Here is a 26,039-nt window from a genome sequence, read left to right on the forward strand (position 1 = left end):
ACGTGTACCGTCATGCGTCATGGACGCCGCTGTTCCCCATCGCCCGGATCCGCATCGTCGGCGGCGCGGCCTGTGACGGGCGCGGTGTGCCCCGGGTCGTTCGACCCGGTGACGTTGGGCCACATCGACGTTTTCGAGCGGGCCGCGGGCCAGTTCGACGAGGTGGTCGTCGCGATCCTGACCAACCCGGCCAAGCAGGGCATGTTCGATCTCGACGAGCGGATCGCCATGATCGAGGAGTCGACGACGCACCTGCCCAACCTGCGGGTGGAGGCCGGAGAGGGCCTGGTGGTCGACTTCGTCACGGCCCGCGGGATGACGGCCATCGTCAAGGGGCTGCGCACCGACACCGACTTCGAATACGAGCTGCAGATGGCGCAGATGAACAAGCACATCGCCGGTGTCGACACCTTTTTCGTGGCGACCGCGCCCGAGTATTCGTTCGTGTCGTCGTCGCTGGCCAAAGAGGTCGCGACGCTGGGCGGTGACGTGTCCCGGCTGTTGCCCGAACCGGTGAACCGCCGCATGCGCGGCAAGCTCTCCGGCAGCCCGCGATAGAGGCGCCGCTTCAGGAGACGATGGTCTGGTTGCCGTGCACGATCACCCGGTCCTGGCAATGCCAGAGCACGGCACGCGAGAGAACTGCGCGTTCCACGTCGGCACCGACGCGAACCAGATCGCCGACGGTGTGGGTGTGGTTGACGCGCACGACATCCTGTTCGATGATCGGCCCCTCGTCGAGCACCTCGGTGACGTAGTGCGCGGTCGCCCCGACCAGCTTGACCCCGCGTTCTCGTGCGCGCTTGTAGGGGGCTGCGCCGACGAAGGCGGGGAGGAACGAATGACGGATGTTGATCGGTGGGTAGCCGACCGCGTCGAGAAAGTGCGGACTCAGTATCTGCATGTAGCGCGCCAGCACCCGAGATCCGCATTGCCGCTGAGCAACTGAAGCTGTCGTTTCTCGGCGTCGGCGCGGGTGTCCCGGGTGGCGGGGACGTGGACGAACGGCACCGCGAAGGGGCGTACCCGCTCGGCGAGGTCGGGGTGGTTGGCGACCACCATCGCCACCGACATCTGGAGTTCGCCCCGACGGTTGCGCCACAACAGGTCCAAGAGGCAGTGGTCGTCCTTGGACGCCATGATCGCGACCCGCTTCGGCTTGGCGGCCTCGGTGAACCGGTAGTCGATGTCGAACTTGTCGGCGACCGTGGCGGCGAACTCGCGCTCCAGTTCGTCGATGGCGGAGGTCAGGCCGGATAGATGAAAGATCGCGCGCTGCAGAAACGTTCCGTCCTCCGGTGCCGTGGAGTGCTGATCCAGGGAGATGACGTTGGCACCCATTTTGGTCAGGAAGGTGCTCACCGCGGCGATCAGCCCCGGGCGATCGTGACAGCGAAGGAGTGGCCGGCCGATGTCCGTCGGCGGCGGTGCAACGGCCGGGCGTTGCGGGAAGCTGTCCGCCCCGCTCGGCTTGGGCGCCGCGGAGTGCGCCATCATGACTTCACTTTCCCGATGGGTCCGATACGGGGATCGGGAGGGCAAACTTTGCACGTCACGATACCGCCCGGCGCCGGCCGTTCGGACGTTATCCGCGGTAACGTGTGGCGGGCCGCCCGCCAGTACGCCGATGACACGGTGGTTACACCACGAACTCGAGTTGCGCCGCGCGCAGAAGGAGAGACCCGGTGGGATACATCGCCCTGGAAGAGGCCTTCTCGATCCCCGGGATCGCCGATCCCATGTCCGGGTTGTCCTCTCGCGCAACGCCGTACGCCGAGGAATGGCTGCGCAAGCTGCCCGACTTCACCCAGTACCGGCTCCCGGAGATGGACGCCGCAGGCATCGACATCCAGGTGCTGTCGCTGACCGTTCCAGGTTTGCAGGCCGACCTCGACGCCGCCACTGCGCGCGACAACGCCCGGCGCGCAAACGACTTCCTGGCCGATGTGGTGTCCCGGCACCCGACCCGATTCCGCGGTTTCGCCGCGCTACCCCTGCAGGATCCCGGGGCGGCGGTCGCCGAATTGGAGCGCTGCATAGGCGAGCTGGGGTTCTGCGGCGCGTTGGTCAACGACCATCTGGGTGGTCGCTATCTCGACGAGCCGGTCTTCGAACCGCTGTGGGAAGCGCTGGAATCCCTGGCCGTTCCGCTCTACCTGCACCCCGGCGCCCCGCCGGTCGATCACTGGCACGTGCTGAACGGCCACCCGGAACTCTATGGCGCCATGTGGAGTTGGGCGGCCGAGGTGTCCGGGCACGCGCTGCGGATCTTGTGTGGCGGCGTGTTCGACCGCCACCCGTCCGCGACGCTGATCCTGGGCCATATGGGCGAGTTCCTGCCGTTCCAGCGCAGCCGGCTGGACTCGCGGTATGCGACCACCACCCCCGACTACCGGCTGCAGCGCCCCCCGTCTGCCTACCTGGGCACCAATATCGTGTTCACCACCAGCGGCGTCTTCTCCCCGGCGACGCTCACCGGCGCCGTGCTCGAGGTCGGGGCGGACGCCATCATGTTCTCCGTCGACTATCCCTATGAGTCGTCGCAGGCGGCCGTCGAGGGGTTCGAGCACACCACGCTGAGCGTGGCCGACCGCGAGAAGATCGCCCACGGCAATGCCGAACGCATCTTGCGGATCTGACTCATCCGATGGCCGCCCCGATCCGGTCGGCCACTCCAGGGTCGCCCGGTGCGCCGCCTTCGAAGACCGGCTGAACTGCGGGAACCCGTGGATGAGATCGGGATGATGGATGTAGGTCAGTTCGTTTGCGGCCGCGGCGAGTTTCCTCGCGTAGCCGTGCCGGACGTCCCGTAACGGGTCGAAGCCGTTGGTGACCAGGATCGCCGGCGGCAGGCCGGCGTGGTTCGGGGCGTTCATCGGGGTGATGTAGGGGTCGCGCGCGTCGCCGCCGTCGCGCAAGAGGTTGCGCATGAACCCGAAGATGCCGTTGGTCTCCACGTACAGCCCGGTGCAGTTCTCGCTGGCCGCGGGGGTCTCGGGCGGGAACGCGGTCTCCGGGAACAGCAGCACCTGCAGGGCGGGGCGGGGTCCGCTCTTGTCGCGCAGCTTCAGGGTCAGCACGCAGGTCATATTGCCGCTCGCCGAGTCCGCGCCCAGAGCGATTTTCCCCGCGTCGACACCCTGCTCGGCGGCGCGCCCGAACAGCCACCGCACCGGAACTTCGAAATCGTCGAGCGTGCCGTGCAGTTAGACCAGCGCGCCCGACGGGGTGGACGCCGGCCGGGTGGGGAGGTGCCGCGGCCCACCGGAAACGGTCGCCGAGGATCAACCCGGGGCCGGTGGTTACCTGCCCATGACGACGACCTATGACGACGAGGTCGGCACGGCCGACAGGAGGGGCGGCAGGGGCGCGGCGCTCAGGGCGGTGCTGGACGTCCGTCTCCCGCAGCCGTGATGGCCGAGCGCCTACGGTTCGTCGTCGTCGTCTTCGTGGCGCAGGAGTTTTTCGGGGTGCCAGTAGGTGTTGGTGCGGGGTTGGCCGCGCTCGAGGTGTTTGGGCGGGATCCATTCGGTGTCGCCGTTGGCGTTTTTGCGGGTGGTCCAGCCTTTTTCGGTGATGGGGTGGTGGCCGCCGCAGCCGAAGGTGAGGTCGTCGATGCCGGTGGTGCCGGATTTCGCGTAGGGGATGACGTGGTGGACTTCGCAGTAGTAGCCGCCCACGGTGCAGCCCGGGGCGCTGCAGCCGCGGTCCTTGGCGTACAACACGATTCGCTGCGCGGGTGAGGCCAACCGCTTCGTGTGGTAGAGGGCCAGGGTTTTGCCTTGGTCGAAGATCGCCAGGTAGTGACGGGAGTGGCGGGCCAGGCGGATGACATCGCTCATCGGCAAGATCGTGCCCCCGCCGGTGAGAGCTTGTCCGGCGGCGGCTTCGAGTTCGGCCAGGGTGGTGGTGGCGATGATCGAGGCGGGCAGCCCGTTGTGCTTGCCCAATTCCCCGGAGGCCAGCATCGCGCGCAGCGCGGCGAGCAGGCCGTCGTGTTGGCGTTGGGCGGGGCCGCGGGCATCTTTGTCGATGGCGTCCTGGGTGGGGGTGCCGTCGATGCAGGGGTTGTCGTCGAGGTTGTTGCACATGCCCGGCGCGGCGAGTTTGGCCCACGCCGCTTCGAGGGTGGCGCGCAGTTCGGGGGTGATCCAGCCGCTCAGGTGCGACATCTTGTCGGGGCCCTGGGCGCCCAGGATCAGCCCGCGCCGGCGTGCCCGGTCGGTGTCGGTGTAGTTGCCGTCGGGGTTGAGGGCGTTGTCGAGTTGCTCGGCCAGTGTGCTGAGTTGTTCGGGGCGGATGTGGGTGCCGTGGCGGGCCAGGTCGGCTTCGGCGCGCTCGCGGGTGGGTTGGTCGACCCAGCCGGGCAGCTGGTGGCAGAAGTGGCGGATCACGGTGACGTGTTCGGAACCCAGGCTGCCCTGGCGCTGACGCAAAGCGGTCTGGGCCAGCACCGGGGGTAGGGGTTCCCCCGTCAGCCCGTGGCGGGGGCCCAGGTCGGCGGCTTCGCGCACCCGCCGGTTGGCTGCAGCACGCGAGATCAGGGTGGCCTCGGCGAGGGCGTGGGAGAGTTTGCCGCCCAACTCTTGCGGGGTGGCTTGGTGGGCCAGGGTGTTGATCACCGCATGCTCGAGGGCGGGCAGGCGCCGGCGCACCTTTTCCACCCGGCCCAGCCAGGCCAGTAACTCCGGGGTGGTCAACGCCTCGCAGTCGAACCCCAGCAGCGTGTCCAGGTCGGCGTCGAGCGCGTCGAACGCCGCACCCAACGCCTCCCGGTCAACACTCACACCGCGAAACTATCGGCACCCACCGACAAGAAACCCCGGAATGTGACCACAGAAACCAAAGTGACACAAGTTATTTCACGCCGAGAAGGCGTGGTCGCGCGCTGCGTCAGTGCTGATGCCGACTGTGATCGTGGTGGTCGTGTTCGGCGTCGGGCGAGCCGCCCATCATGCGCAGCATCGGCATACCCCCCGACGCGACGAACCGGGCGACCAGCGCCACCGCAACGACGAGGAACGCGATGTTGAGCCAGGTGGTGTAGTTCCACGAGATCCCCGCGTGCAGCACCACCGCACTGCGCTGTGCCGGGATGAGATGCGCTGTGCCGAAGAGCAATTCGACCAGGTAGCCGGCGAAGACCATCGCGGCGTAGAAGGTGGCCAGCAGCATCAGCATCATCCTGGTGCCGTAGTACTTGCGGTAGATGTGCAAGATCGGCACGATCAGCAGGTCGGCGTAGATGAACGCGACGATGCCCCCGAAGCTGATGCCGCCGTTCCACAGCACCGCGGCGAGCGGCACATTGCCGATCGAGCAGACGAACGACGCGATCGCCACGATCGGTCCGACGATCGGCCCCCACAGTGCCGCCCAGCCCGGGTGGTCAGCCAAAAAGAAGCCCTGCCAGAAGCTTTCGGGCACCCAGGCTCCGATAGCCCCCGCGATCAGCAGTCCCACTACCAGGTCGCGCAGGATCGCCGACCACTCCATGACGAACACGTGCGACACGGACGTGAAGCCTTGGCGGGACAGGAGCCGCCGCCGGAACGAACCCTCGCCCTGGATCGACATGTCCATCGCGGCATGGCCTTCCATCGACCCGGCGAGTCCCCGCTCGGCCTGCGCGCGGGCGGCGTCGACGAGCCGCGAGCGCACGAACAACCGGAACAGCACGGCCAGCGCGACGATCATCAGCGGCCCGCCGACGAACTCCGCGGCGGTGAACTGCCACCCCATCAGCAGCGCCAGGATGATGCCCAACTCCACGACCAGATTGGTGGAGCCGATCTCGAATGCCATCGCCGCGGTGAAGTTGGCGCCCTTGCGGAACAGCGACCGGGCCAGGGCCACGGCCGCATACGAGCACGACGACGAGGCCGCGCCCAGGCCCGCCGCCAGCGCCAGGGTGCGGGGCCGGTCGTCGCCGAGGAGGGCAACCACCGTCGAGCGGCGCACCACGGCCTGCACCACCGCGGACAGGGTGAAGCCGAGGATCAGCGCCCACAGGATCTCCCACGTCATCGTGCCGGCGAGGGTCAGGGCGTGGCCGATCGCTGCTAGCACTGTCACGAGTTCCTCCGCCCGGTTGACGCCGCCCGTGCCGACCAATTTATACCCCGGTGGGGTATATGCCAAGCCTGGTGCGGAGGATCGACCCCAATTTTGGGACCCGCCCCGGGCGGCGCGCTCTCTAGAATTGCTGTCTGCGCGACAAAAAGCCGCGACAAAAACAGCGACAAAACGCGACAAAGGCGCGAACGGGCGAATTCCTCCGGAAATTCTCCCCGTTCTCCGCCGGGCAAGTGCCCGACACACCGGCGTCGCCACCACTGCCACAGACGTAACAGCAGGCACACTGGTAACAACAGAGTTTTTTGGCGAGACGCCCAGGAGGGTATGGCCGTGTACCGAGTCTTTGAAGCGCTGGACGAACTGGCCGCCATTGTCGAAGAAGCCCGTGGCGTGCCGATGACGGCCGGCTGTGTGGTGCCCCGCGGCGACGTGCTCGAACTGGTCGACGACATCAAGGACGCGATCCCCGGCGAACTGGACGACGCCCAGGACGTCCTCGACGCGCGTGACTCGATGCTGCAGGAGGCCAAGGACCACGCCGAATCCATGGTGAGCTCGGCGACCACCGAGTCCGACTCGATGCTCAACCACGCCCGCGCCGAGGCCGACCGGCTCCTGTCCGACGCGAAAGCGCAGGCCGACCGGATGGTGAGCGAGGCCCGCCAGCACAGCGAACGGATGGTCGGCGAGGCCCGCGAGGAGGCGATGCGCATTGCCACGGCCGCCAAGCGCGAGTACGAGGCCAGCACCAGCCGGGCCCAGGCCGAATGCGACCGGCTGCTCGAGAACGGCAACCTCTCCTACGAGAAGGCCGTGCAGGAGGGTATCAAGGAACAGCAGCGCCTGGTCTCCCAGAACGAGGTGGTGCAGGCGGCCAAGGCCGAGTCCGCCCGGCTCATCGACACCGCCCACGCCGAGGCCGACCGGCTCCGGGGCGAGTGCGACGTCTACGTCGACAGCAAACTCGCGGAGTTCGAGGAATTCCTCAACGGCACGCTGCGGTCGGTGGGCCGCGGTCGCCACCAACTGCGGACGGCGGCGGGCACCCACGACTACGCCACGCGCTAGCCGAACCGGCTCACCGCGGCAAACGCCGGTTCAGCCTGGCGCTATACGACCGGCGCCGTAGGATTTCCCCTATGACGCGGCAGCACAGCACCAAGGCGCACCGCCGTCCGGGTTCGCCGATGACGCTGGACATCACACCGCTCGGCCGACGCCCGGGAGCGATGGTCACCGTGCGTGAAACGGTGCCCAGCCCGTTGCGCATCGGGCTGGACATGATCGCGATCGAGCGGGGCGCGCCGCTGGAACTGGATCTGCGGCTCGAGTCGGTGTCCGAAGGGGTGTTGGTGAGCGGAACGGTCACCGCGCCCACCTCCGGCGAGTGTTCCCGCTGCCTGGGCGCCGTCGACGGACGCATCCAGGTGGTCCTGACCGAGCTGTTCGCCTACCCGGGCAGCACGACCGAGGCGACCACCGAGGAAGACGAGGTCGGCCACATCGTCGACGACACCGTCGACCTCGAGCAGTCCGTCATCGACGCCGTCGGGCTGGAGCTGCCCTTCTCGCCGGTGTGCCGGCCCGACTGCCCCGGGTTGTGCCCCGAATGCGGCGTCTCGCTGGCCGCCGAGCCGGGCCACTTCCACGACCGCATCGACCCGCGGTGGGCCAAGCTGACCGAGATGTTGCCGCCCGGGCCGGAGGCCGCGGGGGGTGAGCGTTGACCTCGCGGCGAGATCTGCTCGACGCGCTCGGTGTCGACCTGCCCGACGAGCTGCTCGAGCTGGCGCTGACGCACCGCAGCTACGCCTACGAACACGGCGGCCTGCCGACCAACGAGCGTCTCGAGTTCCTCGGGGACGCCGTTCTGGGCCTGACCGTGACCGACGAGCTGTTCCACCGCCACCCCGACCGGTCGGAGGGTGACCTGGCCAAACTGCGCGCCAGCGTGGTCAACACCCAGGCGCTGGCCGACGTCGCGCGCAAGCTGTCCGACGAGGGCCTCGGGATCCACCTGTTGCTGGGCCGCGGCGAGGCGAACACCGGCGGGGCCGACAAGTCGAGCATCCTGGCCGACGGCATGGAATCGCTGCTGGGCGCGATCTACCTGCAGCACGGAATCACCACGGCACGCGACGTGATCCTGCGGTTGTTCGGCGCGCTGCTGGACGCCGCGCCGACGCTGGGGGCCGGGCTGGACTGGAAGACCAGCCTGCAGGAGCTCACCGCCGCGCGCGGCCTGGGCGCGCCGTCCTACGTGGTGACCTCCACCGGACCGGATCACGACAAGGAATTCACCGCGGTGGTCGTCGTGATGGAGATCGAATACGGCTCGGGCATCGGGCGCTCCAAGAAGGAGGCCGAGCAGAAGGCCGCGGCAGCCACCTGGAAGGCGCTGGAGGCGCTCGACACCGCGGGGAAAACGCCCGTCTAGCCAAATTGACCTTGTGGTCGCCCGTTCCGGGGTGAAAATGGTGTGGTGGTCGCCTTGCGACGCCGTCGCTCTATGGTCCTTGCAGGCCGTCGTCTAGCCGGGTGCTGGGATCGCGTTGTGGGCCCTTCATTGTTGCCGCTTGTTCGAGCACGAGGATTAGATTCTGTTGTTGGCCTTGCGATTCCACGGGCGACCACACCCTTAGATATAGATCGGTGTGGAGACGGGAGGTCAGTGGCGGTGTTGCAGGAGTCCCATGATGACGAACAGATCATCGCCAGGGTCGCGGCCCTGGATATCGGCAAGGCCGAACTGGTGTGCTGTGTGCGTGTTCCTGCGCCCGACAGCGCGCGCAAACGGTTGCAGGAGGTGTCGACGCAGTCGACGATGACCGGCTCGCTGATCGAGTTGGCCAACCGACTGGTCGAGTTACGGGTCGAGCGGGTGGTGATGGAAGCCACCTCGGATTACTGGAAACCGGTGTTCTACCTGCTGGAAGCCCACGGGCTGGATCCGTGGCTGGTCAACGCCCGCGATGTCAAACATCTCCCGGGCCGACCCAAGACCGATGTGCTGGATGCGGTGTGGTTGTGCAAGGTGGCCGAACGCCAGATGCTGCGGCCCAGCTTTGTGCCACCCCCACCGATCCGGCGGTTGCGGGATCTGACCCGCTACCGCATCGACCTGGTCGGGGTGCGCACCGCGGAGAAGAACCGGGTCGAAAAGCTGCTCGAGGACGCCTGCATCAAGCTCTCGGTGGTGGCCTCCGATATTTTCGGGGTGTCCGGGCGCGCGATGATGGCGGCGTTGATCTCCGGCGAACGCGACCCCAAGGTACTCGCGCAGATGGCGCGGTCTCGGATGCGGACCAAGATCGGCCGGCTCGAGGACGCGTTCAACGGCCACTTCGACGCCCATCACGGGTTCCTGCTGGCGCGGATGTTGGACCGCATCGACGGTATCGACGCCGACATCGCCGCCCTCGACGAACAAATCGAGGCCTATCTGGCCCCTTTCGCCGCGGCGGCGACACGCCTGGATGAAATCCCCGGCATCGGGCCCATCGCCGCCGCGATCATCCTCGCCGAAATCGGCACCGACATGTCGCGCTTCCCCACCGCCGGGCACCTGTGTTCATGGGCGAAGTTCTCACCGGGGATCAACTCCTCGGCAGGCAAAACCAAGGGCAACGGCTCGACCGGGCACGGTAATCGCTACCTGGCGCGGGTCCTGGGCGAGGCCGCCGTGGTGGCCGGGCGCACCGACACCTTCCTGGGCGAACGCTACCGGCGCATCGCCCGCCGACGAGGCAAGAAACGCGCCATCGTCGCCGTCGGCCGCTCCATCCTCGTCATCGTCTGGCACCTCCTGGCCGACCAGGACACCCACTTCACCGATCTCGGCGCCGATCACTTCACCAAACACACAAACCCAGAGGTCAAAAAACGCAACCACATCCGCCAACTCGAAGCACTCGGCTACACCGTCACCCTCACCCCCGCAGCCTGACCACACCCGTATCGAGTCAGCTCACCGCCATTTTCGGATTAGATGACCGAGACAGATGCCCGAACTGCCTGAAGTCGAGGTGGTGCGCCGGGGATTGCAGTCCCACGTGGTCGACAGGACGATCACGGCGGTCCGGGTGCACCACCCCCGCGCGGTGCGCCGCCACGAAGCCGGGCCCACCGATCTCACCTCGCGGCTGCTGGGGGCGCGGATCACCGGGACGGATCGCCGCGGCAAGTACCTGTGGCTGCTGCTCGGGCCGGACACCGCGCTCGTCGTCCACCTGGGCATGAGCGGGCAGATGCTGCTGGGCGCCGTCCCGCGCGCCGAGCACGTGCGGATCTCCGCGCTGCTCGACGACGGGACCGTGCTGAGCTTCGTCGACCAGCGGACCTTCGGCGGGTGGCTGCTCGCCGACCTGGTGGAAGTCGACGGCAGCGTGGTGCCGGAGCCCGTCGCGCACCTGGCCCGTGACCCGCTGGATCCCCGCTTCGACGCCGACGCCGTGCTGCGGGTGCTGCGGGGCAAGCACTCCGAGCTCAAGCGTCAGCTGCTGGATCAGCAGGTGGTGTCGGGGATCGGCAACATCTACGCCGACGAGGCGCTGTGGCGGGCCAAGGTGCACGGCGCGCGCGTGGCGGCCACGCTGAGCCGCGCGCGCCTGGCCGCGGTCCTGGACGCCGCCGCGGAGGTGATGCGCGAGGCGCTGGCCAAGGGGGGGACCTCGTTCGATTCGCTCTACGTCAACGTCAACGGCGAGTCGGGGTACTTCGACCGGTCGCTGGACGCCTACGGCCGCGCGGGCCAGGCGTGCCGGCGCTGCGGCGCGGTGATGCGCCGGGAGAAGTTCATGAACCGCTCGTCGTTCTACTGCCCGAAATGCCAGCCCCGCCCGCGGCTTTGAGCGTCTCTCCCGGGCTTTCTCGCGCAGCCGTCGATTTCGGCGAAACATGAACCACCGGTAGAAATGAGCCATGACGGAACTTTGGGTCGAACGCACCGGAACCCGCCGCTACACGGGCCACAGCTCGCGCGGAGCGCGGGTCCTTATCGGTTCCGAGGACGTGGAGGGCGTGTTCACCCCCGGCGAGCTGCTCAAGATCGCGCTTGCCGCGTGCAGCGGAATGTCCAGCGACCATCCGCTCGCCCGCCGCCTCGGCGAGGACTACGCGGCGGTGATCAGGGTGTCCGGCACCGCGGACCGAGAACAGCAACGCTATCCCCAGCTCGAGGAGACCCTCGAGCTGGACCTGTCCGGGCTGTCCCGGGAGGACAGGGACCGCCTTCTGCTCGTGGTCAACCGGGCCATCGATCAGGTCTGCACCGTCGGGCGCACGCTGAAGTCGGGCACCACGGTCACCTTCGGGGTCGCCGGTGACACATCCGACGCCGGATCCTGACGTTCGGCTCACCGCCTGGGTGCACGGGAAAGTCCAGGGGGTCGGCTTTCGCTGGTGGACGCGCTGCCGGGCGCTGGAGCTGGGCCTGACCGGTTACGCGGCCAACCAGCCCGACGGCCGGGTGCTGGTGGTCGCGCAGGGGCGACGCGAGGCGGTCGAGAGGCTGCTGCAGCTGCTGTACGGCGGCGAGTCCTGGCCCCCCCAGCCCGGCCGCGTCGACAAGGTCGTGGCCGACTGGTCGCAGCCGCGGGAGCGTTTCGACGGGTTCGTCGAGCGCTAGTCACTCCAGTCACGTTGGCACCGTCGCGGCTGCCTATGGTTGCATCGCAAAACTGGTATCGCCGGCGCTATCGCATTTCAGCAGGGAGCACGGCTTCCCTTCCAGTGACGGCTGTGACCCCTGTGACGTGTGCGCCGACGGGTCGATTTCGGGCCCGTCGACACCCCCCGCGAGGAGGCCGGACGCGACGAATTGAGCGGTAGTCTGGCACGCCGTGTACCTCAAGAGTCTGACGCTGAAGGGCTTCAAGTCCTTCGCTTCGCCGACGACTCTGCGCTTCGAGCCGGGTATCACCGCCGTCGTCGGGCCCAACGGCTCCGGTAAATCCAACGTGGTCGACGCCCTGGCCTGGGTGATGGGGGAGCAGGGCGCGAAGACGCTGCGCGGCGGCAAGATGGAGGACGTCATCTTCGCCGGCACCTCCTCGCGCGCCCCGCTGGGCCGTGCCGAGGTCACCGTCACCATCGACAACTCCGACAACGCGCTGCCCATCGACTACTCCGAGGTGTCGATCACCCGGCGGATGTTCCGCGACGGCGCCAGCGAGTACGAGATCAACGGCAGCGGCTGCCGGCTGATGGACGTCCAGGAGCTGCTGAGCGACTCCGGGATCGGCCGCGAGATGCACGTCATCGTCGGACAGGGCAAGCTCGACGAGATCCTGCAGTCGCGGCCCGAGGACCGCCGCGCGTTCATCGAGGAAGCCGCCGGCGTGCTCAAGCACCGTAAGCGCAAGGAAAAGGCGCTGCGCAAACTCGACGCGATGTCGGCCAACCTGGCCCGGCTCACCGACCTGACCACCGAGCTGCGGCGCCAGCTCAAACCGCTGGGGCGTCAGGCCGAGGTGGCCCGGCGGGCCCAGACCATCCAGGCCGACCTGCGCGACGCCCGGCTGCGGCTGGCCGCCGACGACCTGGTCAGCCGGCAGACCCAGCGCGAGGCGATCCTGGAGGCCGAGGCCGCGATACGGCGCGAGCACGACGAGGCCGCCGCCCGCCTGGCGGTGGCGTCCGACGAGCTGACCGCGCACGAGACCGCGCTGGCCGAGCTCTCGACCCGCGCCGAGTCGGTCCAGCACACCTGGTTCGGGCTGTCCGCCCTGGCCGAACGCGTGGCCGCGACCGTGCGCATCGCCAGCGAGCGCGCCCAGCATCTGGACGTCGAGCCGGCCAGGACCAGCGACAAGGACCCCGACGCCATGGACGCCGAGGCCCAGCGGGTCGAGGCCGCCGAGCGGCAGCTGCAGGCGGAGCTGGCCGCGGCGCGCACCCGGCTCGACGCCGCCCGCGCGCAGCTGGCCGAGCGCGAGCGCGAGGCCGCCGAGGCCGACCGGGCCCACCTGGCGGCGGTCCGCGCCGAGGCGGACCGGCGCGAGGGCCTGGCCCGGCTGGCCGGGCAGGTGGAGACCATGCGGGCGCGCGTCGAGTCGATCGACGACAGCGTCGCGAAGCTGTCCGAGCGCATCGAGCACGCCGCCGCGCGCGTGCAGCAGACCCGGGCCGAGTTCGAGACGGTGCAGGGGCGGGTCGGCGAGCTCGACCAGGGCGAGATGGGCCTCGACGAGCACCACGAGCGGACCGTGGCCGCGCTGCGGTCGGCCGACCAGCGCGTCGCCGAGCTGCAGGCCGCCGAGCGGGGCGCCGAACGGCAGGTGGCCTCGCTGCGGGCCCGCATCGACGCGCTGTCGGTGGGGCTGGAACGCAAGAACGGCGCGGCGTGGCTCTCCGAGCACCACGGCGGGGCGGGGCTGCTGGGGCCCATCGCCAAGATGGTCAAGGTTCGCTCGGGCTACGAGGCGGCGGTGGCCGCCGTGCTCGGCTCGGCGGCCGACGCACTGGCCGCCGAGAGCCTCGGGGCGGCCCGGTCCGCGGTCGCCGCGCTCAAGGAAGCCGACGGCGGGCGCGCCGCCCTGGTGCTGGGGGATTGGCCGGCCCCGGAGGATTCGGCGCGGGCCGGCGAGCTGCCCGGCGGCGCGGTGTGGGCGCTGGACCTGGTCGAGACCCCGCCGCGGCTGCGCGGCGCGCTGACCGCCATGCTCTCCGGCGTCGCAGTGGTCGACGACCTGGCCCGGGCGCTCGAGCTGGTGGCCGCCCGCCCGCGGTTGCGGGCGGTGACCCTCGACGGCGACCTGGTGGGCGCCGGCTGGGTGAACGGCGGCTCCGACCGCAAGATGTCCACGTTGGAGATCACCTCCGAAATCGACAAGGCCGGCAGCGAGCTGGCCGAGGCGGAGGCGCAGGTCGCCCAGCTGGGCGCGGCGCTGTCGGGTGCGCTGACCGAGCAGGCGGCCCGCCAGGACTCCGCCGAGCAGGCGTTGGCCGCGCTCAACGAGTCCGACACCGCCATCTCGGCGATGTACGAGCAGCTAGGCCGGCTCGGGCAGGACGCCCGGACGGCCGAGGAGGAGTGGAACAGGCTGCTGCGGCAGCGCGAGGAGCTGGAATCCGGCCGCGCGCAGACCGTCGAAGAGGTCACCGAGCTCGAGACGCGACTGCGCAACGCCCGGGAAACCCAGCACGTCCAGGCCGAGGAGCCGGCGGATCGGCAGCGGATCGCCGCCGCCGCCGAGAGCGCGCGCGGCGTGGAGGTGGAGGCCCGGCTGGCGCTGCGCACCGCCGAGGAGCGGGCCAACGCGGTGCGGGGGCGGGCGGACTCGCTGCGCCGGGCGGCCGCCGCCGAACGGGAGGCCCGGGTGCGCGCCGAGCAGGCGCGCGCCGCGCGGGTGCGGGCCGCCGCCATCGCCGCGGCGGTGGCCGATGCCGGGCGGCTGCTGGCCGCGCGCCTGGACGGGGTGGTCGGCGCGGCGTCGCACATCCGCGATGCGCTGGTGGCCGAGCGGCAGCAGCGCTCGGCGGCGATGGCCGCGGTGCGCGACGAGGCGAACGCGCTGGGCGCCCGGGTGGCCACGCTCACCGATTCGCTGCACCGCGACGAGGTGGCCAACGCCCAGGCGGCGCTGCGCATCGAGCAGCTCGAGCAGACGGTGCTCGAACAGTTCGGGATGGCCCCGGCCGACCTGATCGCCGAGTACGGTCCGCACGTCGGGCTGCCGCCCAGCGAGCTGGAGATGGCCGAGTTCGAGCAGGCCCGCGAGCGCGGCGAGCAGGTGGTCGCGCCGGCCCCGATGCCGTATGACCGGCCGACCCAGGAGCGCCGGGCCAAACGCGCCGAACGCGAGCTGGCCGAGCTGGGCCGGGTCAATCCGCTGGCGCTGGAGGAGTTCGCCGCCCTGGAGGAGCGCTACAACTTCCTGTCCACCCAGCTCGAGGACGTCAAGGCCGCCCGCAAGGACCTGCTCGACGTCGTCGCCGACGTCGACGCCCGCATCCTGCAGGTGTTCAGCGACGCGTTCGTCGACGTCGAACGCGAGTTCCGGGAGGTCTTCACGGTGCTGTTCCCCGGCGGCGAGGGCCGGTTGCGGTTGACCAATCCCGACGACATGCTCACCACCGGCATCGAGGTGGAGGCCCGTCCGCCGGGCAAGAAGGTCACCCGGCTCTCGCTGCTGTCCGGCGGGGAGAAGGCGCTGACCGCGGTGGCGATGCTGGTGGCGATCTTCCGGGCCCGCCCGTCGCCGTTCTACATCATGGACGAGGTCGAGGCCGCGCTCGACGACACCAACCTGCGCCGCCTGCTCTCGCTGTTCGAGCTGCTGCGGGCGCGCTCTCAGCTGCTCATCATCACCCACCAGAAGCCGACGATGGAGATCGCCGACGCGCTCTACGGCGTGACCATGCGGGGCGACGGGATCACCGCGGTGATCTCGCAGCGCATGCGCGGCCAGCAGGTGCAGCAGCTGGCCGCGGCGTCCCCCTAGGTGGCTGGTGTTTTTCGCGTGGCGTTGACCGGGTAATCGGGTGCGGTCGGCGAGAATGGTTGGGTGAGTTTGGGTTTGACGCCGAAACAGGCGGATTTGTGGCGGTCGACGGTGGATTTCTGCGAGGGCCGGGTGGCGCCGGACTCGATTTACAGCGTGCTGCACCGGGAGTGCTTCAACTTGTTCGGCGATGAAATGTTCGCCGACTTGTTCACCGATGTCGGCCGGCGCAGCGTGCCGCCGATGATTGTGGCGGTGGTGATGGTGTTGCAGCGCATCGAGGGGCTTTCGGATCGGGAGGCGGTGGATCGGTTCGCGTTCGACGCGCGGTGGAAGTATGCCGCGGGCGGGCTGGACTTCGATTATCCGGGGTTTGTGCACACCGTGTTGGTGGACATGCGCGCGAGGCTGGCCCGCTCGGATCGCCCGGACCGGATCTTTGAGGTCACCCTGCAAGCGGCCAAGGCGGCCGGGCTGGTGGGCCGTAAGCGGGTGCTGGACTCGACCCCGCTGTATGACGCGGTGGCCACCATGGACACGGTCACATTGATCCGCTCGGCGATCCGGGGACTGCTGGCGGTCGCCGGCGCGGAGCTGCAACCCGCGCTGCGGGCGCGGCTGTCCCGCGACGACGACTACGTCAGCGCCGGCAAACCGGTGTGTGACTACGACGACGTGGCGGCGCGCGAGGCGCTGGTGGACGCGCTGGCCCGCGACGCGTCTGCGCTGCTGGCCTGCCTGGATGAGCAGGCGCTGAAGCCCGAGGTGGACAAGGCGGCCAAACTGTTGGCCACCGTGGTCGGCCAGGACCTCGACCAAGACGCCGCCGACGGGATATTCCGCATCGCGCGCCGTGTGGCCGCCGATCGGGTGATCTCCACGGTGGACCCGCAGGCACGCCACGGCCACAAGACCTCCGCGCGGGGTTTCGACGGATACAAGGGTCACATCGCGATCGACCCCGACGCCGAGATCATCACCGCCACCGAAGTCACCGCCGGCAACGCCGGCGACGCCCAACCCGCCACCGACCTGCTGGCCGGCGACCTACCCACTCCGGTGACCAGCGACACCAACACCGCCGACGGAGATTGCGTTGATCCTCAGGACGACTCGAGCCTCGGTGCAAGTGCTGGCACGACGACCGCGGCCAGCGCGGTCGGTGATGGTGATGGCGACGGGAGCGCCCCCAGCGTGTGCGGAGCCCAAGACCAGCGATGCCCGGCGGTTTACGGCGACGCCGCCTACGGTGCGGGCAAACTGCTGGCCGTGTTGGAAACCGCGGGCGCGGAAATCTTCACCAAGGTGCAGCCACCGACCGCGCCGGGTGGCCGCTACGCCAAGGACCGCTTCGTCATCGACCTCGACGTCGGCACGGTCACCTGCCCGGGCGCGGTGACCGTGCCGATCCGCCCGGCCAAGGGCGGCGGCGGCAACGCGGTGTTCGGCCCGGCTTGCGCCTGCTGCCCACTGGCCGAGCAGTGCACCAGCTCAACCGCCGGGCGCACCATCGCGATCAGCCGCTACGAGGCCGAACTCACCCGTGCTCGCACCACCCAAGCAGATCCGGGCTGGGTCGCCGACTACAAGGCCACCCGGCCGAAAGTGGAACGCAAGATCGGCCACCTGATGCGCCGCCGCCACGGCGGCCGCCGTGCGCGCGTGCGCGGCACCACCAAGGTCGCCGCCGATTTCTCCCTGCTGGCCGCCGCGATCAACCTCGCACGCCTGGGTGTGCTCGGATTACACCGGGAAGGCGCAAACTGGGCCGCCGCCACGACCTGAGGCCGGTCGGCGATGCCAACCGGCCCACCAGGACCGCCTGTAGACCAGCCAAGCAACGGAATCGCCAATCCCGACAACCGAATTCACCTGAGCTAGGAACCGCTCACGACCACACGAGCATCGCCCAATAGCCCGACCGGTCAACCAGCGCCCCCACAATGGCCGTTCGACACCAGCCACCTAGCACGCGCGAGCACCCGGGCACCGGCTGCCGCCGCCGGACGCCGTTGGCACGGCTGGAACAATGTCAGCGTGTCGCAAGGATTTTGGATCGCCCTCGTCGTCGTCGCCGTCCTGCTGGTCATCGTCGCGCTGGTGGCGGGGCTGGTGCGGTACCGGCGACGGCGCATCCGGCTGGCCCGGCCCGAGCCCGGCACGCTCGAGCGTCCCCGCGGCTATACCGCGTCCTCGGGTATCACGTTCAGCCAGGGCGCGCCCACCGCGGAACGGCTCGACACGACGGGACTGCCCGGGGTGGGCGACGACGCGACGATTCCCCGCGACGCGCCGCGGCGCACGGTCTCCGACGTCGTGCTCCCCGAACCCGAGACTGTCGCGCCGCCGCCGGAGACCCCTGCTGAGGCGCCGCCGGAGGCCCCCCCCGAGGCGCCGGCGGAGGCCGCTCCCGAGGCTCCCGGGGCCCCTCCGGAGGCTCCCGAGATCGAGGCCATCGAGCCGACCGAGGGCCGGCTCGAACGGCTGCGCGGCCGGCTGGCCAAATCGCAGAACGCGTTCGGGCGCAGCCTGCTGGGCCTGATCGGCGGCGGCGACCTGGACGAGGACTCCTGGCAGGACGTCGAGGACACCCTGCTGATCGCCGACCTGGGGCCCGTGGTCACCGAGTCGGTGATGACACAGCTGCGCAGCCGGCTGGCCAGCAGCGACGTGCGCACCGAGGCCGACGCCAAGGCCGCGCTGCGCGACGTCCTGATCACGCAGCTGCAGCCGGGCATGGACCGCTCGATCCACGCCCTGCCCCACGCCGACCGCCCGTCGGTGCTGCTGGTCGTCGGCGTCAACGGCACCGGGAAGACGACGACCGTCGGCAAGCTGGCGCGGGTGCTGGTGGCCGACGGCCGGCGCGTCGTGCTGGGCGCCGCCGACACCTTCCGCGCCGCGGCGGCCGACCAGCTCGAGATGTGGGCGTCCCGGGTGGGCGCGGAGGTGGTGCGCGGCCCCGAGGGCGCCGACCCGGCGTCGGTGGCCTTCGACGCCGTCGACAAGGGCATCGCCGCGGGCGCCGACGTCGTGCTGGTCGACACCGCGGGCCGGCTGCACACCAAGGTCGGGCTGATGGACGAGCTGGACAAGGTCAAGCGGGTGGTGACCAAGCGGGCCGAGGTGGACGAGGTGTTGCTGGTGCTCGACGCCACCATCGGGCAGAACGGGCTGGCCCAGGCCCGGGTCTTCGCCGAGGTGGTCGACATCACCGGCGCGGTGCTGACCAAGCTCGACGGAACGGCCAAGGGCGGCATCGTGTTCCGGGTTCAGCAGGAACTCGGGGTGCCGGTGAAGCTGGTCGGGCTCGGCGAAGGGCCCGACGACCTGGCGCCGTTCGAGGCGGCCGCTTTCGTCGACGCGCTGCTCGGCTGAAACCCGTTGCACGACCCCCTTACACAACGGGGCCGACGTTAATACCGCCGAAACACGGCGGCCCCAGCGCGGAAACAACCATCTCGCATGGTTCTGGTCAGGTCATCAGGCACATGTCTGACGGCCAGTTCACGGCCGACCGGAGGTGGTAGCGAGTGACATTCCCGATGATGGGTCAGCCAGATACCGGCGATACCGCCTGGATGCTGGCGAGTTCGGCGCTGGTGCTGTTGATGACGCCGGGTCTGGCGTTCTTCTACGGCGGCATGGTCCGCGCCCGCAGCGTGCTCAACATGATCATGATGAGCATCAGCGCGATGGGCGTGGTGACGATTCTGTGGGTGCTCTACGGCTATTCGATGGCCTTCGGCGACGACAAGGGCAACGTCGCCGGTGACCCGGGCCAATTCTGGGGCCTGAAGGGCCTCATCGGCGGGAACGCGGCGAAGGCGGACCCGAGCGCCGGCACCGCCGCCACCGACATCCCGCTGGTCGGCGGCATGCCGGCCACGGTGTTCGTGGCGTTCCAGCTGATGTTCGCGATCATCACGGTCGCGCTGGTCTCCGGCGCGGTGTCCGACCGGTTGAAGTTCAGCGCCTGGCTGGTGTTCGCCGGGCTGTGGGCGACGCTGGTGTACTTCCCGATCGCGCACTGGGTGTTCGCGTTCGACGGCGTGGTGGCCGGGCACGGCGGCTGGATCGCCAACAAGCTGCACGCGATCGACTTCGCCGGCGGCACCGCGGTCCACATCAACGCCGGTGTGGCGGGCCTGATGCTCGCGATCGTGCTGGGCAGGCGCAGGGGCTGGCCCACCACGCTGTTCCGCCCGCACAACCTGCCGTTCGTGATGCTCGGCGCGGGCCTGCTGTGGTTCGGCTGGTACGGCTTCAACGCCGGTTCGGCCACCAGCTCCAACGGTTCGGCCGGCACCACGTTCGTGACCACCACGATCGCGACCGCCGCGGCCATGCTGGCCTGGCTGGCCACCGAGCGCATCCGCGACGGCAAGGCGACGACGCTGGGCGCGGCGTCGGGCATCGTGGCCGGGCTGGTTGCCATCACACCGTCGTGCTCGTCGGTCAACGTGCTGGGTGCGCTGGCGATCGGCGCCTGCGCCGGTGCGGTGTGCGCGCTGGCGGTCGGGCTGAAGTTCAAGCTGGGCTTCGACGACTCGCTCGACGTGGTGGGCGTCCACCTGGTCGGTGGGCTGGCGGGCACGCTGCTGGTCGGCCTGCTGGCCGCCCCGGAATCCCCGGCCATCAACGGCGTCACGGGCGTGTCGCGGGGATTGTTCTACGGCGGCGGCTGGGCCCAGCTGGAGCGGCAGGCGATAGGCGCGTTCAGCGTGTTGATCTATTCTGGTGTGGTCACGCTGGTTTTGGCTTTGATCCTGAAATACACGATGGGACTTCGATTGAGCCCCGAGGCGGAGGCCGCGGGCATCGACGAGGCCGAGCACGCGGAAAGCAGTTACGATTTCGCGGTGACGACCGGCTCGGTACTTCCCACCCGGGTTGCCGTGCGGGACACCCGGAACGGCCTGGAGGAGGAGCGAATGGGCGAGAAAGTTGAGGCCGAGTAGAAATGAAGCTCATCACCGCGATCGTCAAGCCGTTCACCCTCGACGACGTCAAGACCGCGCTCGAAGACGCGGGCGTCCTCGGGATGACGGTCAGCGAGATCCAGGGCTACGGGCGCCAGAAGGGCCACACCGAGGTCTACCGGGGTGCCGAGTACTCCGTCGATTTCGTGCCCAAGGTCCGGATCGAGGTCGTCGTCGACGACTCCATCGTCGACAAGGTCGTGGACAGCATCGTGCGGGCCGCGCGCACCGGCAAGATCGGTGACGGCAAAGTCTGGGTCAGCCCCGTGGAAACCATCGTGCGGGTGCGCACCGGTGAACGCGGGACCGATGCGCTGTGACGCCGGCCGGACGCCGTTGATCCGGACCATGGAGGGATGACCCCGACCGGGTCCGACCCGTCGGGAACAGGAAGCGCTTGCGAGGCAACCGATTTGGTTGCCTCGCGGCGCCTTCTGCTGGCCGGGGGCGGTGAGCTCGGTCCTGCGGAGCTGCGGCGGGCCTGGCTGGAACTGCACGAGTCCTGGCTGGCGGCCAAGGCCGCCGAGATCGGGATCACCGGCGACGGCGGCTTCGCGATCGTCGGCGTCGGCGGCCTGGGCCGCCGCGAGCTGCTGCCGTACTCCGACCTGGACCTGATGCTGCTGCACGACGACCAGCCCGCCGACGTGCTCGAGCGGGTCGCCGACGGGTTGTGGTATCCGTTGTGGGACGCCAACATTCGGCTCGACCACAGCGTGCGCACCGTGGCGGGCGCCCTCGGTGTGGCCAACAGCGACATGGTGGCCGCGCTGGGCATGTTGGACGCGCGCCACATCGCGGGGGACGCGCGGCTGTCGGAGGAGCTGATCGCCGGCGCACGGCGCCAGTGGCGCAGCGCCATTCGCTCTCGCATGGACGAGCTGGTCGAGATCACCCACGCCCGCTGGCGGCGGTGCGGCCGGATCGCCCAGCGCGCCGAGCCCGATCTGAAGTCGGGGCGCGGCGGTCTTCGCGACGTGCAGTTGCTGGACGCGCTCGGGCTCGCCCAGCTCATCGACCGCCATGGCATGGCCAACCCGGACATGCCCGGCGGCTCGCTGGACGCCGCCTACCTGATGCTGCTGGACGTGCGCACCGAACTGCACCGCGTCTCCGGACGCGGGGGTGACGTGCTGCTGGCCCAGTTCGCCGACGAGATCAGCGCCGCACTGCATTTCGGTGACCGGTTCGATCTGGCGCGGATCCTGTCCGGCGCCGGCCGCACCATCGCCTACCACGCCGAGACCGGGCTGCGCACCGCCGAGATCGCGTTGCCGCGCCGCGGGATCTCCGCCCTGGTGCGGCGGCCGAAGCGGCGTCCGCTCGACGAGGGGGTCGTCGACTACGCGGGCGAGATCGTCCTCGCCCGCGACGCGCGTCCCGGCACCGACGCCGGGCTGGTGTTGCGCGTGGCGGCCGCGTCGGCGGACAAGGGGCTGCCGATCGGCGCCGGCACGCTGAGCCGGCTGGCCGCCGAGGCCCCCGATCTGCCGACCCCGTGGCCGCGCGAGGCGCTGGACGACTTCCTGGTCGTGCTGTCGGCCGGCCCGACCGCGGTGGCCACCATCGAGGCGCTCGACCGTACCGGGTTGTGGGGGCGCCTGCTGCCGGAATGGGACGCCATCCGCGACCTGCCGCCGCGCGACGTCGCCCACAAGTGGACGGTGGACCGGCATGTGGTCGAGACCATGGTCAACGCCGCGCCGCTGTCGACCCGGGTGGCGCGCCCCGACCTGCTCGCGCTCGGCGCGCTGCTGCACGACATCGGCAAGGGCCGCGGCGTGGACCACAGCGTGCTCGGGGCCGAGATGGCCCTGAAGATCGGTCCCCGGCTGGGGATTTCACCCCAAGACACCGAGCTGCTGGCCATGCTGGTGCGCCACCACCTGCTGCTGCCGGTGGTGGCCACCCGGCGCGATCTGAAGGACCCCGAGACCATCAAGGCGGTGTCCGAAGCCCTGGGCGGGGACGCCCTGGTGCTCGAGGTGCTGCACGCGCTGACCGAGGCCGATTCGAAGGCCACCGGTCCCGGGGTGTGGAGCGAATGGAAGGCGTCCCTGATCGAGGACCTGGTCCGTCGCTGCCGGATGGTGATGGCCGGTGAGGCGCTGCCGCAGGCTGAACCCATTGCGCCACAATACCTTTCACTGACCGGCGAGCGCAGGGTGCAGGTGGAGGTCAAGCCCGGCGGCGGCGAGCGCCTGCGGGTCGTGATGATCGCGCCGAACCAGCGGGGGCTGGTGTCCAACGCCGCCGCGGTGCTGGCGCTGAACTCGCTGCGCATCCACTCGGCGTCGGCGAACGTCCACGGCGACCTCGCGATCATCGAGTTCGTGGTGTCGCCGCTGTTCGGCGCGCCGCCCGAGGCGGGCCTGCTGCGCCAGCAGTTCGCCGGCGCCCTGGGCGGTGACGTCGACGTGCTGGGCACGCTGGAGAAGCGCGACAGCGACGCGGTGAGCGCGGCCACCGCGCGGGCCGGCGAGGTGCAGGTCGGCGTGCCCGTCACCCGTTCGACCGCCCCGCCCCGCATCCTGTGGCTGGAGACCGCGCCGCTCGGCCAGCTGATCCTGGAAGTCCGCGCGATGGACCGGGTGGGACTGCTGGCGCTGCTGACCCGGGCGCTGGAACGGGCCGGGGCCCACATCGTCTGGGCGAAGGTCAACACGTTCGGATCGACGGCGGCCGACGTGTTCTGCGTGACGGCGCCGGCGGGGGACAGCGAGCAGTCCGCGCGCGCGGCGGTCGAGCAGCACCTGCTGGCCGTGCTGGGCGGCCCCGCCGTCGAGGTGCTCGAGGAGCCCGTGGGTGACTAGTGGGCGCTACGCCCGCTCCGAATTCATCTGCCGCAGCGCGACGATGCGCGCCTGGATCTGGTCGCGGGTGGCGGCCGCGATCGGCGGCCCGCCGCAGCGGCGGCGCAGCTCGTTGTGGATCCAGCCGTGCGGCTTGCCGGTGCGGTGGTGGGTCAGCGACACCAGCGTGTTGAGCTCGCGGCGCAGTTCGCGGAGCTCCCCGTGCATCGACGGCACCGGCGCCGCGTGCGGGGTCTGCTGCTGCAGCTGGGCCCGCTTCTGCAGTTGCTCGTCCTGGCGCTGGTGCAGCAGGGCCCTCATCTGGTCGGCGTCGAGCAACCCGGGGATGCCCAGGTAGTCGGCCTCCTCGTCGCTGCCGGCGGGGGTGGCGGTGCCGAACGACGACCCGTCGAAGATGACCTGGTCGAGTTCGGCGTCGGCGCCCAGGGAGGTGAAGCCGCGGTCCTCCTCGCCCTGCTCGGTCTGCGTGCGGGTGGCGGGATCGCCGTCGAGCGGGTCCTCGTCCGGCCGGTGCGGCCGGCCCAGCACGTGGTTGCGCTGGGCCTCCAGCTCGCTGGCCAGCTGCAGCAGGTTGGGCACCGACGGCAGGAAGATGCTGGCCGTTTCCCCCGGCCGTCGCGACCGCACGAACCGGCCGATGGCCTGGGCGAAGAACAGCGGGGTGGAGGCGCTGGTGGCGTAGATGCCCACCGCCAGCCGGGGCACGTCGACGCCCTCGGAGACCATGCGCACCGCGACCAGCCACCGGCCCGTGCTCTCGGCGAACTCGGTGATGCGCCCAGAGGAGCCGGGGTCGTCGGACAGGACGACCGTGGGCTGTTCGGAGGTCAGCCGCTCCAGCAGCGCGGCGTACGCGCGGGCCGCGGTCCGGTCGGAGGCGATGATCATGCCGCCGGCGTCGGGCACGTGGGTGCGCAGCTGACACAGCCGCCGATCGGCGGCCGCGATCACCGCGGGCATCCATTCGCCGGCGGGGTCCAGCGCCGTGCGCCAGGCTCTCGCCGTCTGCTCGGCAGACAGCGGCTCGCCCAGCCGCGCCGCGTGCTCCTCGCCGGCGCTGTCGCGCCAGCGCGCCTCCCCGGAGTAGGCGAGGAACACCACCGGCCGGACCACCCCGTCGCCGAGCGCCTCGGCGTAGCCGTAGGTGTGGTCGGCCCGCGAGCGGAGGATCCCGTCGGAGCCGGCTTCGTAGTCGACGAACGGGATGGGGCTGTCGTCGCTGCGGAACGGCGTCCCCGTCAGCGCCAGCCGCCGCGTCGCGTCGCCGAAGGCTTCGCGGATCGCGTCGCCCCAGGTCTTGGCGTCACCGCCGTGATGGATCTCGTCGAAGACGACCAGCGTCCTGCGTTGCTCGGTGCGCACCCGGTGCAGGGTCGGGTGCGCCGCGACCTGGGCGTAGGTCACGGTCACGCCGTGATATTCCGGCGAGGTCACCGGGCTGGTGTTGGAGAACCTCGGGTCCAGCGCCAGGCCGTGCAGCCCCGCGGCCCGCGCCCACTGAACCTTGAGGTGCTCGGTGGGCACCACGACGGTGATCTGGTCGACGGCGCGCTGGGCGAGCAGTTCGGCCGCCACCCGCAGGGCGAAGGTCGTCTTGCCCGATCCGGGGGTGGCCACGGCCAGGAAGTCGCGTGGCTGACCCCTCAGGTATTTCACCAGCGCCCTGCGCTGCCAGCCCCGCAACGCGCGGCCGGGGTCGTGCCCGGTCGCCGCGCGTGGCTCCGTGCTGACCGGTTGCAACGACATTTCCCCCTGTGGTCCCGTTATCCGATGCGGCCGGCCTGGTTAAGTGGCGGACGTGAAATCTAGCACGGCAAGGCTTTTCGTCGCGGCAGCGACTCGGGCGAGCTAGCGTGCCGAGGCGGTGAGGTCGCGGGCCCGCAGCCAGGCGAGGATCCGGCCGGCGACGTCGGGCCAGCCGGGCTCGAGCATCATGTTGTGACCCATGGGGAAGAACTCCGGCTCGGTCCGGTAGGCGCGCGCGGTGGCGCGCACCTCCCCGACGCTGACGAAGCCGTCCTGCTCGGCGCCCAGCACCAGGATCGGCGTCCTCACGCGCCGGGTTCTGACCCGGCGGAGGATCGGGTCGGTCATGGCGGCGCGCACGCTCTCGGCCCCGGCGCGTTGCCGGCAGGATTCGACGACGGCCTCGGGCGTGTCGGCGCAGAACAGGTAGTCGCGGGCCAGGGCCGGGGTGGCGAGGAATTTCAGCAACGTGCGGTCGTTCCAGGCCTCCAGCGTCATCGACGGCCGGCGGCGCCAGACCCGCAGCGCCAGCGTGAGCACGCCCTGCGGTGGCACCGAGCCGACCAGCACCGCGGCCGGAGCGCGGCGGGTTTCCAGGTAGCGCTGCACGACGAAGCCGCCCAGCGAATGGCCGATCAGCACCGGCCAGCCGCCGAGGTCGTCGGCCACGGCGCGGACGTCGTCGATGTAGTCGGCGATGGAAACCTTGTGCAGCGGTGTGGGGGTGGGGCTGGCGCCGTGCCCGCGCAGGCTCACCGCGACCGCGCGGTAGCCCGCGTCGGCGAAGAAATCCAGGAAATTCTCCCAACACCACGCCGCGTGCCAACCGCCGTGGACGAACAGCAGCGGCGCCGGATGCGTCGGGCTGGTGGAGCCCTTGTCGAGCACCTCGAGCATGCGACTGACCCTCGTTTGCCGGCGGCGCGCCGTCAAGGCCTTCGCGCGCGGCCGAAGTGCCCCCGCCGCCGAACCACTAG

19 protein-coding genes and 2 pseudogenes are annotated in these 26,039 nt (G+C 70.2%); 15 read left to right on the forward strand and 6 right to left on the reverse strand.

Annotation, left to right across the window (positions count from 1 at the left end; genetic code table 11):
* The first annotated feature begins 72 nt into the window (after nucleotides 1–72).
* The gene (gene coaD, locus ACJ512_RS08950) at nucleotides 73–558 is read left to right on the forward strand and encodes a pantetheine-phosphate adenylyltransferase (RefSeq protein WP_407685676.1); all 486 of its coding nucleotides are present in this window, start codon (nucleotides 73–75) and stop codon (nucleotides 556–558) included.
* A gap of 10 nt (nucleotides 559–568) precedes the next feature.
* On the opposite strand, the pseudogene purU reads toward coaD, so the two are convergent.
* Nucleotides 569–1,494: pseudogene (gene purU / locus ACJ512_RS08955) on the reverse strand (formyltetrahydrofolate deformylase).
* A gap of 191 nt (nucleotides 1,495–1,685) precedes the next feature.
* On the opposite strand from purU, the gene ACJ512_RS08960 reads away from it, so the two are divergent.
* Nucleotides 1,686–2,639, forward strand: a complete 954-nt coding sequence (locus ACJ512_RS08960; RefSeq protein WP_407685677.1) for an amidohydrolase family protein — start codon at nucleotides 1,686–1,688, stop codon at nucleotides 2,637–2,639.
* 138 nt (nucleotides 2,640–2,777) lie between these two features.
* Here ACJ512_RS08960 and ACJ512_RS08965 read toward each other — a convergent pair.
* The 3 genes and pseudogenes from ACJ512_RS08965 to ACJ512_RS08975 form a co-directional block, all read right to left on the reverse strand.
* Nucleotides 2,778–3,173: pseudogene (locus ACJ512_RS08965) on the reverse strand (alpha/beta hydrolase fold domain-containing protein); the annotation flags it as partial.
* Nucleotides 3,174–3,425: 252 nt separating this feature from the next.
* Nucleotides 3,426–4,787 carry an HNH endonuclease signature motif containing protein gene (locus tag ACJ512_RS08970; protein WP_461480030.1) on the reverse strand — a complete coding sequence of 454 codons (1,362 nt, stop codon included), beginning with the start codon at nucleotides 4,785–4,787 and terminating at the stop codon, nucleotides 3,426–3,428.
* A gap of 106 nt (nucleotides 4,788–4,893) precedes the next feature.
* A complete protein-coding gene (locus ACJ512_RS08975) occupies nucleotides 4,894–6,027 on the reverse strand; it encodes a permease (protein WP_461480107.1) in 1,134 nt (377 codons plus the stop codon).
* Nucleotides 6,028–6,408: 381 nt separating this feature from the next.
* On the opposite strand from ACJ512_RS08975, the gene sepIVA reads away from it, so the two are divergent.
* The 13 genes from sepIVA to ACJ512_RS09040 all read left to right on the forward strand — a co-directional run bounded on the left by sepIVA (nucleotide 6,409) and on the right by ACJ512_RS09040 (nucleotide 23,316).
* Nucleotides 6,409–7,146, forward strand: coding sequence for a cell division protein SepIVA (sepIVA, locus tag ACJ512_RS08980; protein WP_407689717.1), 738 nt, complete (start codon nucleotides 6,409–6,411; stop codon nucleotides 7,144–7,146).
* Between the two features lie 71 nt (nucleotides 7,147–7,217).
* Nucleotides 7,218–7,805 (forward strand): YceD family protein, encoded by a 588-nt coding sequence (locus ACJ512_RS08985; RefSeq protein ID WP_407689715.1) that lies wholly within the window; start codon nucleotides 7,218–7,220, stop codon nucleotides 7,803–7,805.
* Nucleotides 7,802–8,515 (forward strand): ribonuclease III, encoded by a 714-nt coding sequence (gene rnc, locus ACJ512_RS08990; RefSeq protein ID WP_407689714.1) that lies wholly within the window; start codon nucleotides 7,802–7,804, stop codon nucleotides 8,513–8,515. Before ACJ512_RS08985 ends, rnc begins: the two co-directional genes overlap by 4 nt.
* A 240-nt stretch (nucleotides 8,516–8,755) precedes the next feature.
* The gene (locus ACJ512_RS08995) at nucleotides 8,756–10,024 is read left to right on the forward strand and encodes an IS110 family RNA-guided transposase (protein WP_461480087.1); all 1,269 of its coding nucleotides are present in this window, start codon (nucleotides 8,756–8,758) and stop codon (nucleotides 10,022–10,024) included.
* A gap of 55 nt (nucleotides 10,025–10,079) precedes the next feature.
* Entirely contained in the window at nucleotides 10,080–10,928 is an 849-nt protein-coding gene (mutM, locus tag ACJ512_RS09000; RefSeq protein WP_407689741.1) for a DNA-formamidopyrimidine glycosylase, read from the forward strand.
* Nucleotides 10,929–10,998: 70 nt separating this feature from the next.
* The gene (locus tag ACJ512_RS09005; RefSeq protein ID WP_407689742.1) at nucleotides 10,999–11,424 is read left to right on the forward strand and encodes an OsmC family protein; all 426 of its coding nucleotides are present in this window, start codon (nucleotides 10,999–11,001) and stop codon (nucleotides 11,422–11,424) included.
* A complete protein-coding gene (locus ACJ512_RS09010; RefSeq protein ID WP_407689743.1) occupies nucleotides 11,399–11,704 on the forward strand; it encodes an acylphosphatase in 306 nt (101 codons plus the stop codon). The genes ACJ512_RS09005 and ACJ512_RS09010 overlap by 26 nt, the downstream gene beginning before the upstream one ends.
* Before the next feature lie 214 nt (nucleotides 11,705–11,918).
* Nucleotides 11,919–15,521 carry a chromosome segregation protein SMC gene (gene smc, locus ACJ512_RS09015; RefSeq protein ID WP_461480031.1) on the forward strand — a complete coding sequence of 1,201 codons (3,603 nt, stop codon included), beginning with the start codon at nucleotides 11,919–11,921 and terminating at the stop codon, nucleotides 15,519–15,521.
* 63 nt (nucleotides 15,522–15,584) lie between these two features.
* Nucleotides 15,585–17,306, forward strand: a complete 1,722-nt coding sequence (locus ACJ512_RS09020; protein WP_407689781.1) for a transposase — start codon at nucleotides 15,585–15,587, stop codon at nucleotides 17,304–17,306.
* Between the two features lie 252 nt (nucleotides 17,307–17,558).
* Complete coding sequence (gene ftsY, locus ACJ512_RS09025; RefSeq protein WP_407689119.1) at nucleotides 17,559–18,899, forward strand: signal recognition particle-docking protein FtsY; 1,341 nt, start codon at nucleotides 17,559–17,561, stop codon at nucleotides 18,897–18,899.
* A gap of 167 nt (nucleotides 18,900–19,066) precedes the next feature.
* Nucleotides 19,067–20,482 (forward strand): ammonium transporter, encoded by a 1,416-nt coding sequence (locus ACJ512_RS09030; protein WP_407689118.1) that lies wholly within the window; start codon nucleotides 19,067–19,069, stop codon nucleotides 20,480–20,482.
* 2 nt (nucleotides 20,483–20,484) lie between these two features.
* On the forward strand, nucleotides 20,485–20,823 hold the full coding sequence (gene glnB / locus ACJ512_RS09035; RefSeq protein WP_144956377.1) for a nitrogen regulatory protein P-II: 339 nt from the start codon (nucleotides 20,485–20,487) through the stop codon (nucleotides 20,821–20,823).
* Between the two features lie 36 nt (nucleotides 20,824–20,859).
* Entirely contained in the window at nucleotides 20,860–23,316 is a 2,457-nt protein-coding gene (locus ACJ512_RS09040) for a [protein-PII] uridylyltransferase (RefSeq protein ID WP_407689116.1), read from the forward strand.
* Between the two features lie 6 nt (nucleotides 23,317–23,322).
* Here ACJ512_RS09040 and ACJ512_RS09045 read toward each other — a convergent pair whose 3' ends face one another.
* Both ACJ512_RS09045 and ACJ512_RS09050 read right to left on the reverse strand, forming a co-directional pair.
* Nucleotides 23,323–25,062, reverse strand: coding sequence for a DEAD/DEAH box helicase (locus tag ACJ512_RS09045; RefSeq protein ID WP_407689115.1), 1,740 nt, complete (start codon nucleotides 25,060–25,062; stop codon nucleotides 23,323–23,325).
* Nucleotides 25,063–25,164: 102 nt separating this feature from the next.
* Complete coding sequence (locus tag ACJ512_RS09050; RefSeq protein WP_407689114.1) at nucleotides 25,165–25,959, reverse strand: alpha/beta hydrolase; 795 nt, start codon at nucleotides 25,957–25,959, stop codon at nucleotides 25,165–25,167.
* Nucleotides 25,960–26,039 lie beyond the last annotated feature (80 nt).

The organism is Mycobacterium cajalii (assembly GCF_045809005.2).
Lineage (GTDB): Bacteria > Actinomycetota > Actinomycetes > Mycobacteriales > Mycobacteriaceae > Mycobacterium.

Excerpts from the sequence above, each read along its gene's own strand:
- ACJ512_RS08975 (WP_461480107.1), bottom strand. The coding sequence starts at position 6,027 with ATGACGTGGGAGATCCTGTGGGCGCTGATCCTCGGCTTCACCCTGTCC.
- ACJ512_RS08985 (WP_407689715.1), top strand. The coding sequence starts at position 7,218 with ATGACGCGGCAGCACAGCACCAAGGCGCACCGCCGTCCGGGTTCGCCG.
- mutM (WP_407689741.1), top strand. The coding sequence starts at position 10,080 with ATGCCCGAACTGCCTGAAGTCGAGGTGGTGCGCCGGGGATTGCAGTCC.
- ACJ512_RS09005 (WP_407689742.1), top strand. The coding sequence starts at position 10,999 with ATGACGGAACTTTGGGTCGAACGCACCGGAACCCGCCGCTACACGGGC.
- ACJ512_RS09030 (WP_407689118.1), top strand. The coding sequence starts at position 19,067 with ATGATGGGTCAGCCAGATACCGGCGATACCGCCTGGATGCTGGCGAGT.
- glnB (WP_144956377.1), top strand. The coding sequence starts at position 20,485 with ATGAAGCTCATCACCGCGATCGTCAAGCCGTTCACCCTCGACGACGTC.
- ACJ512_RS09040 (WP_407689116.1), top strand. The coding sequence starts at position 20,860 with ATGACCCCGACCGGGTCCGACCCGTCGGGAACAGGAAGCGCTTGCGAG.
- ACJ512_RS09045 (WP_407689115.1), bottom strand. The coding sequence starts at position 25,062 with ATGTCGTTGCAACCGGTCAGCACGGAGCCACGCGCGGCGACCGGGCAC.
- ACJ512_RS09050 (WP_407689114.1), bottom strand. The coding sequence starts at position 25,959 with ATGCTCGAGGTGCTCGACAAGGGCTCCACCAGCCCGACGCATCCGGCG.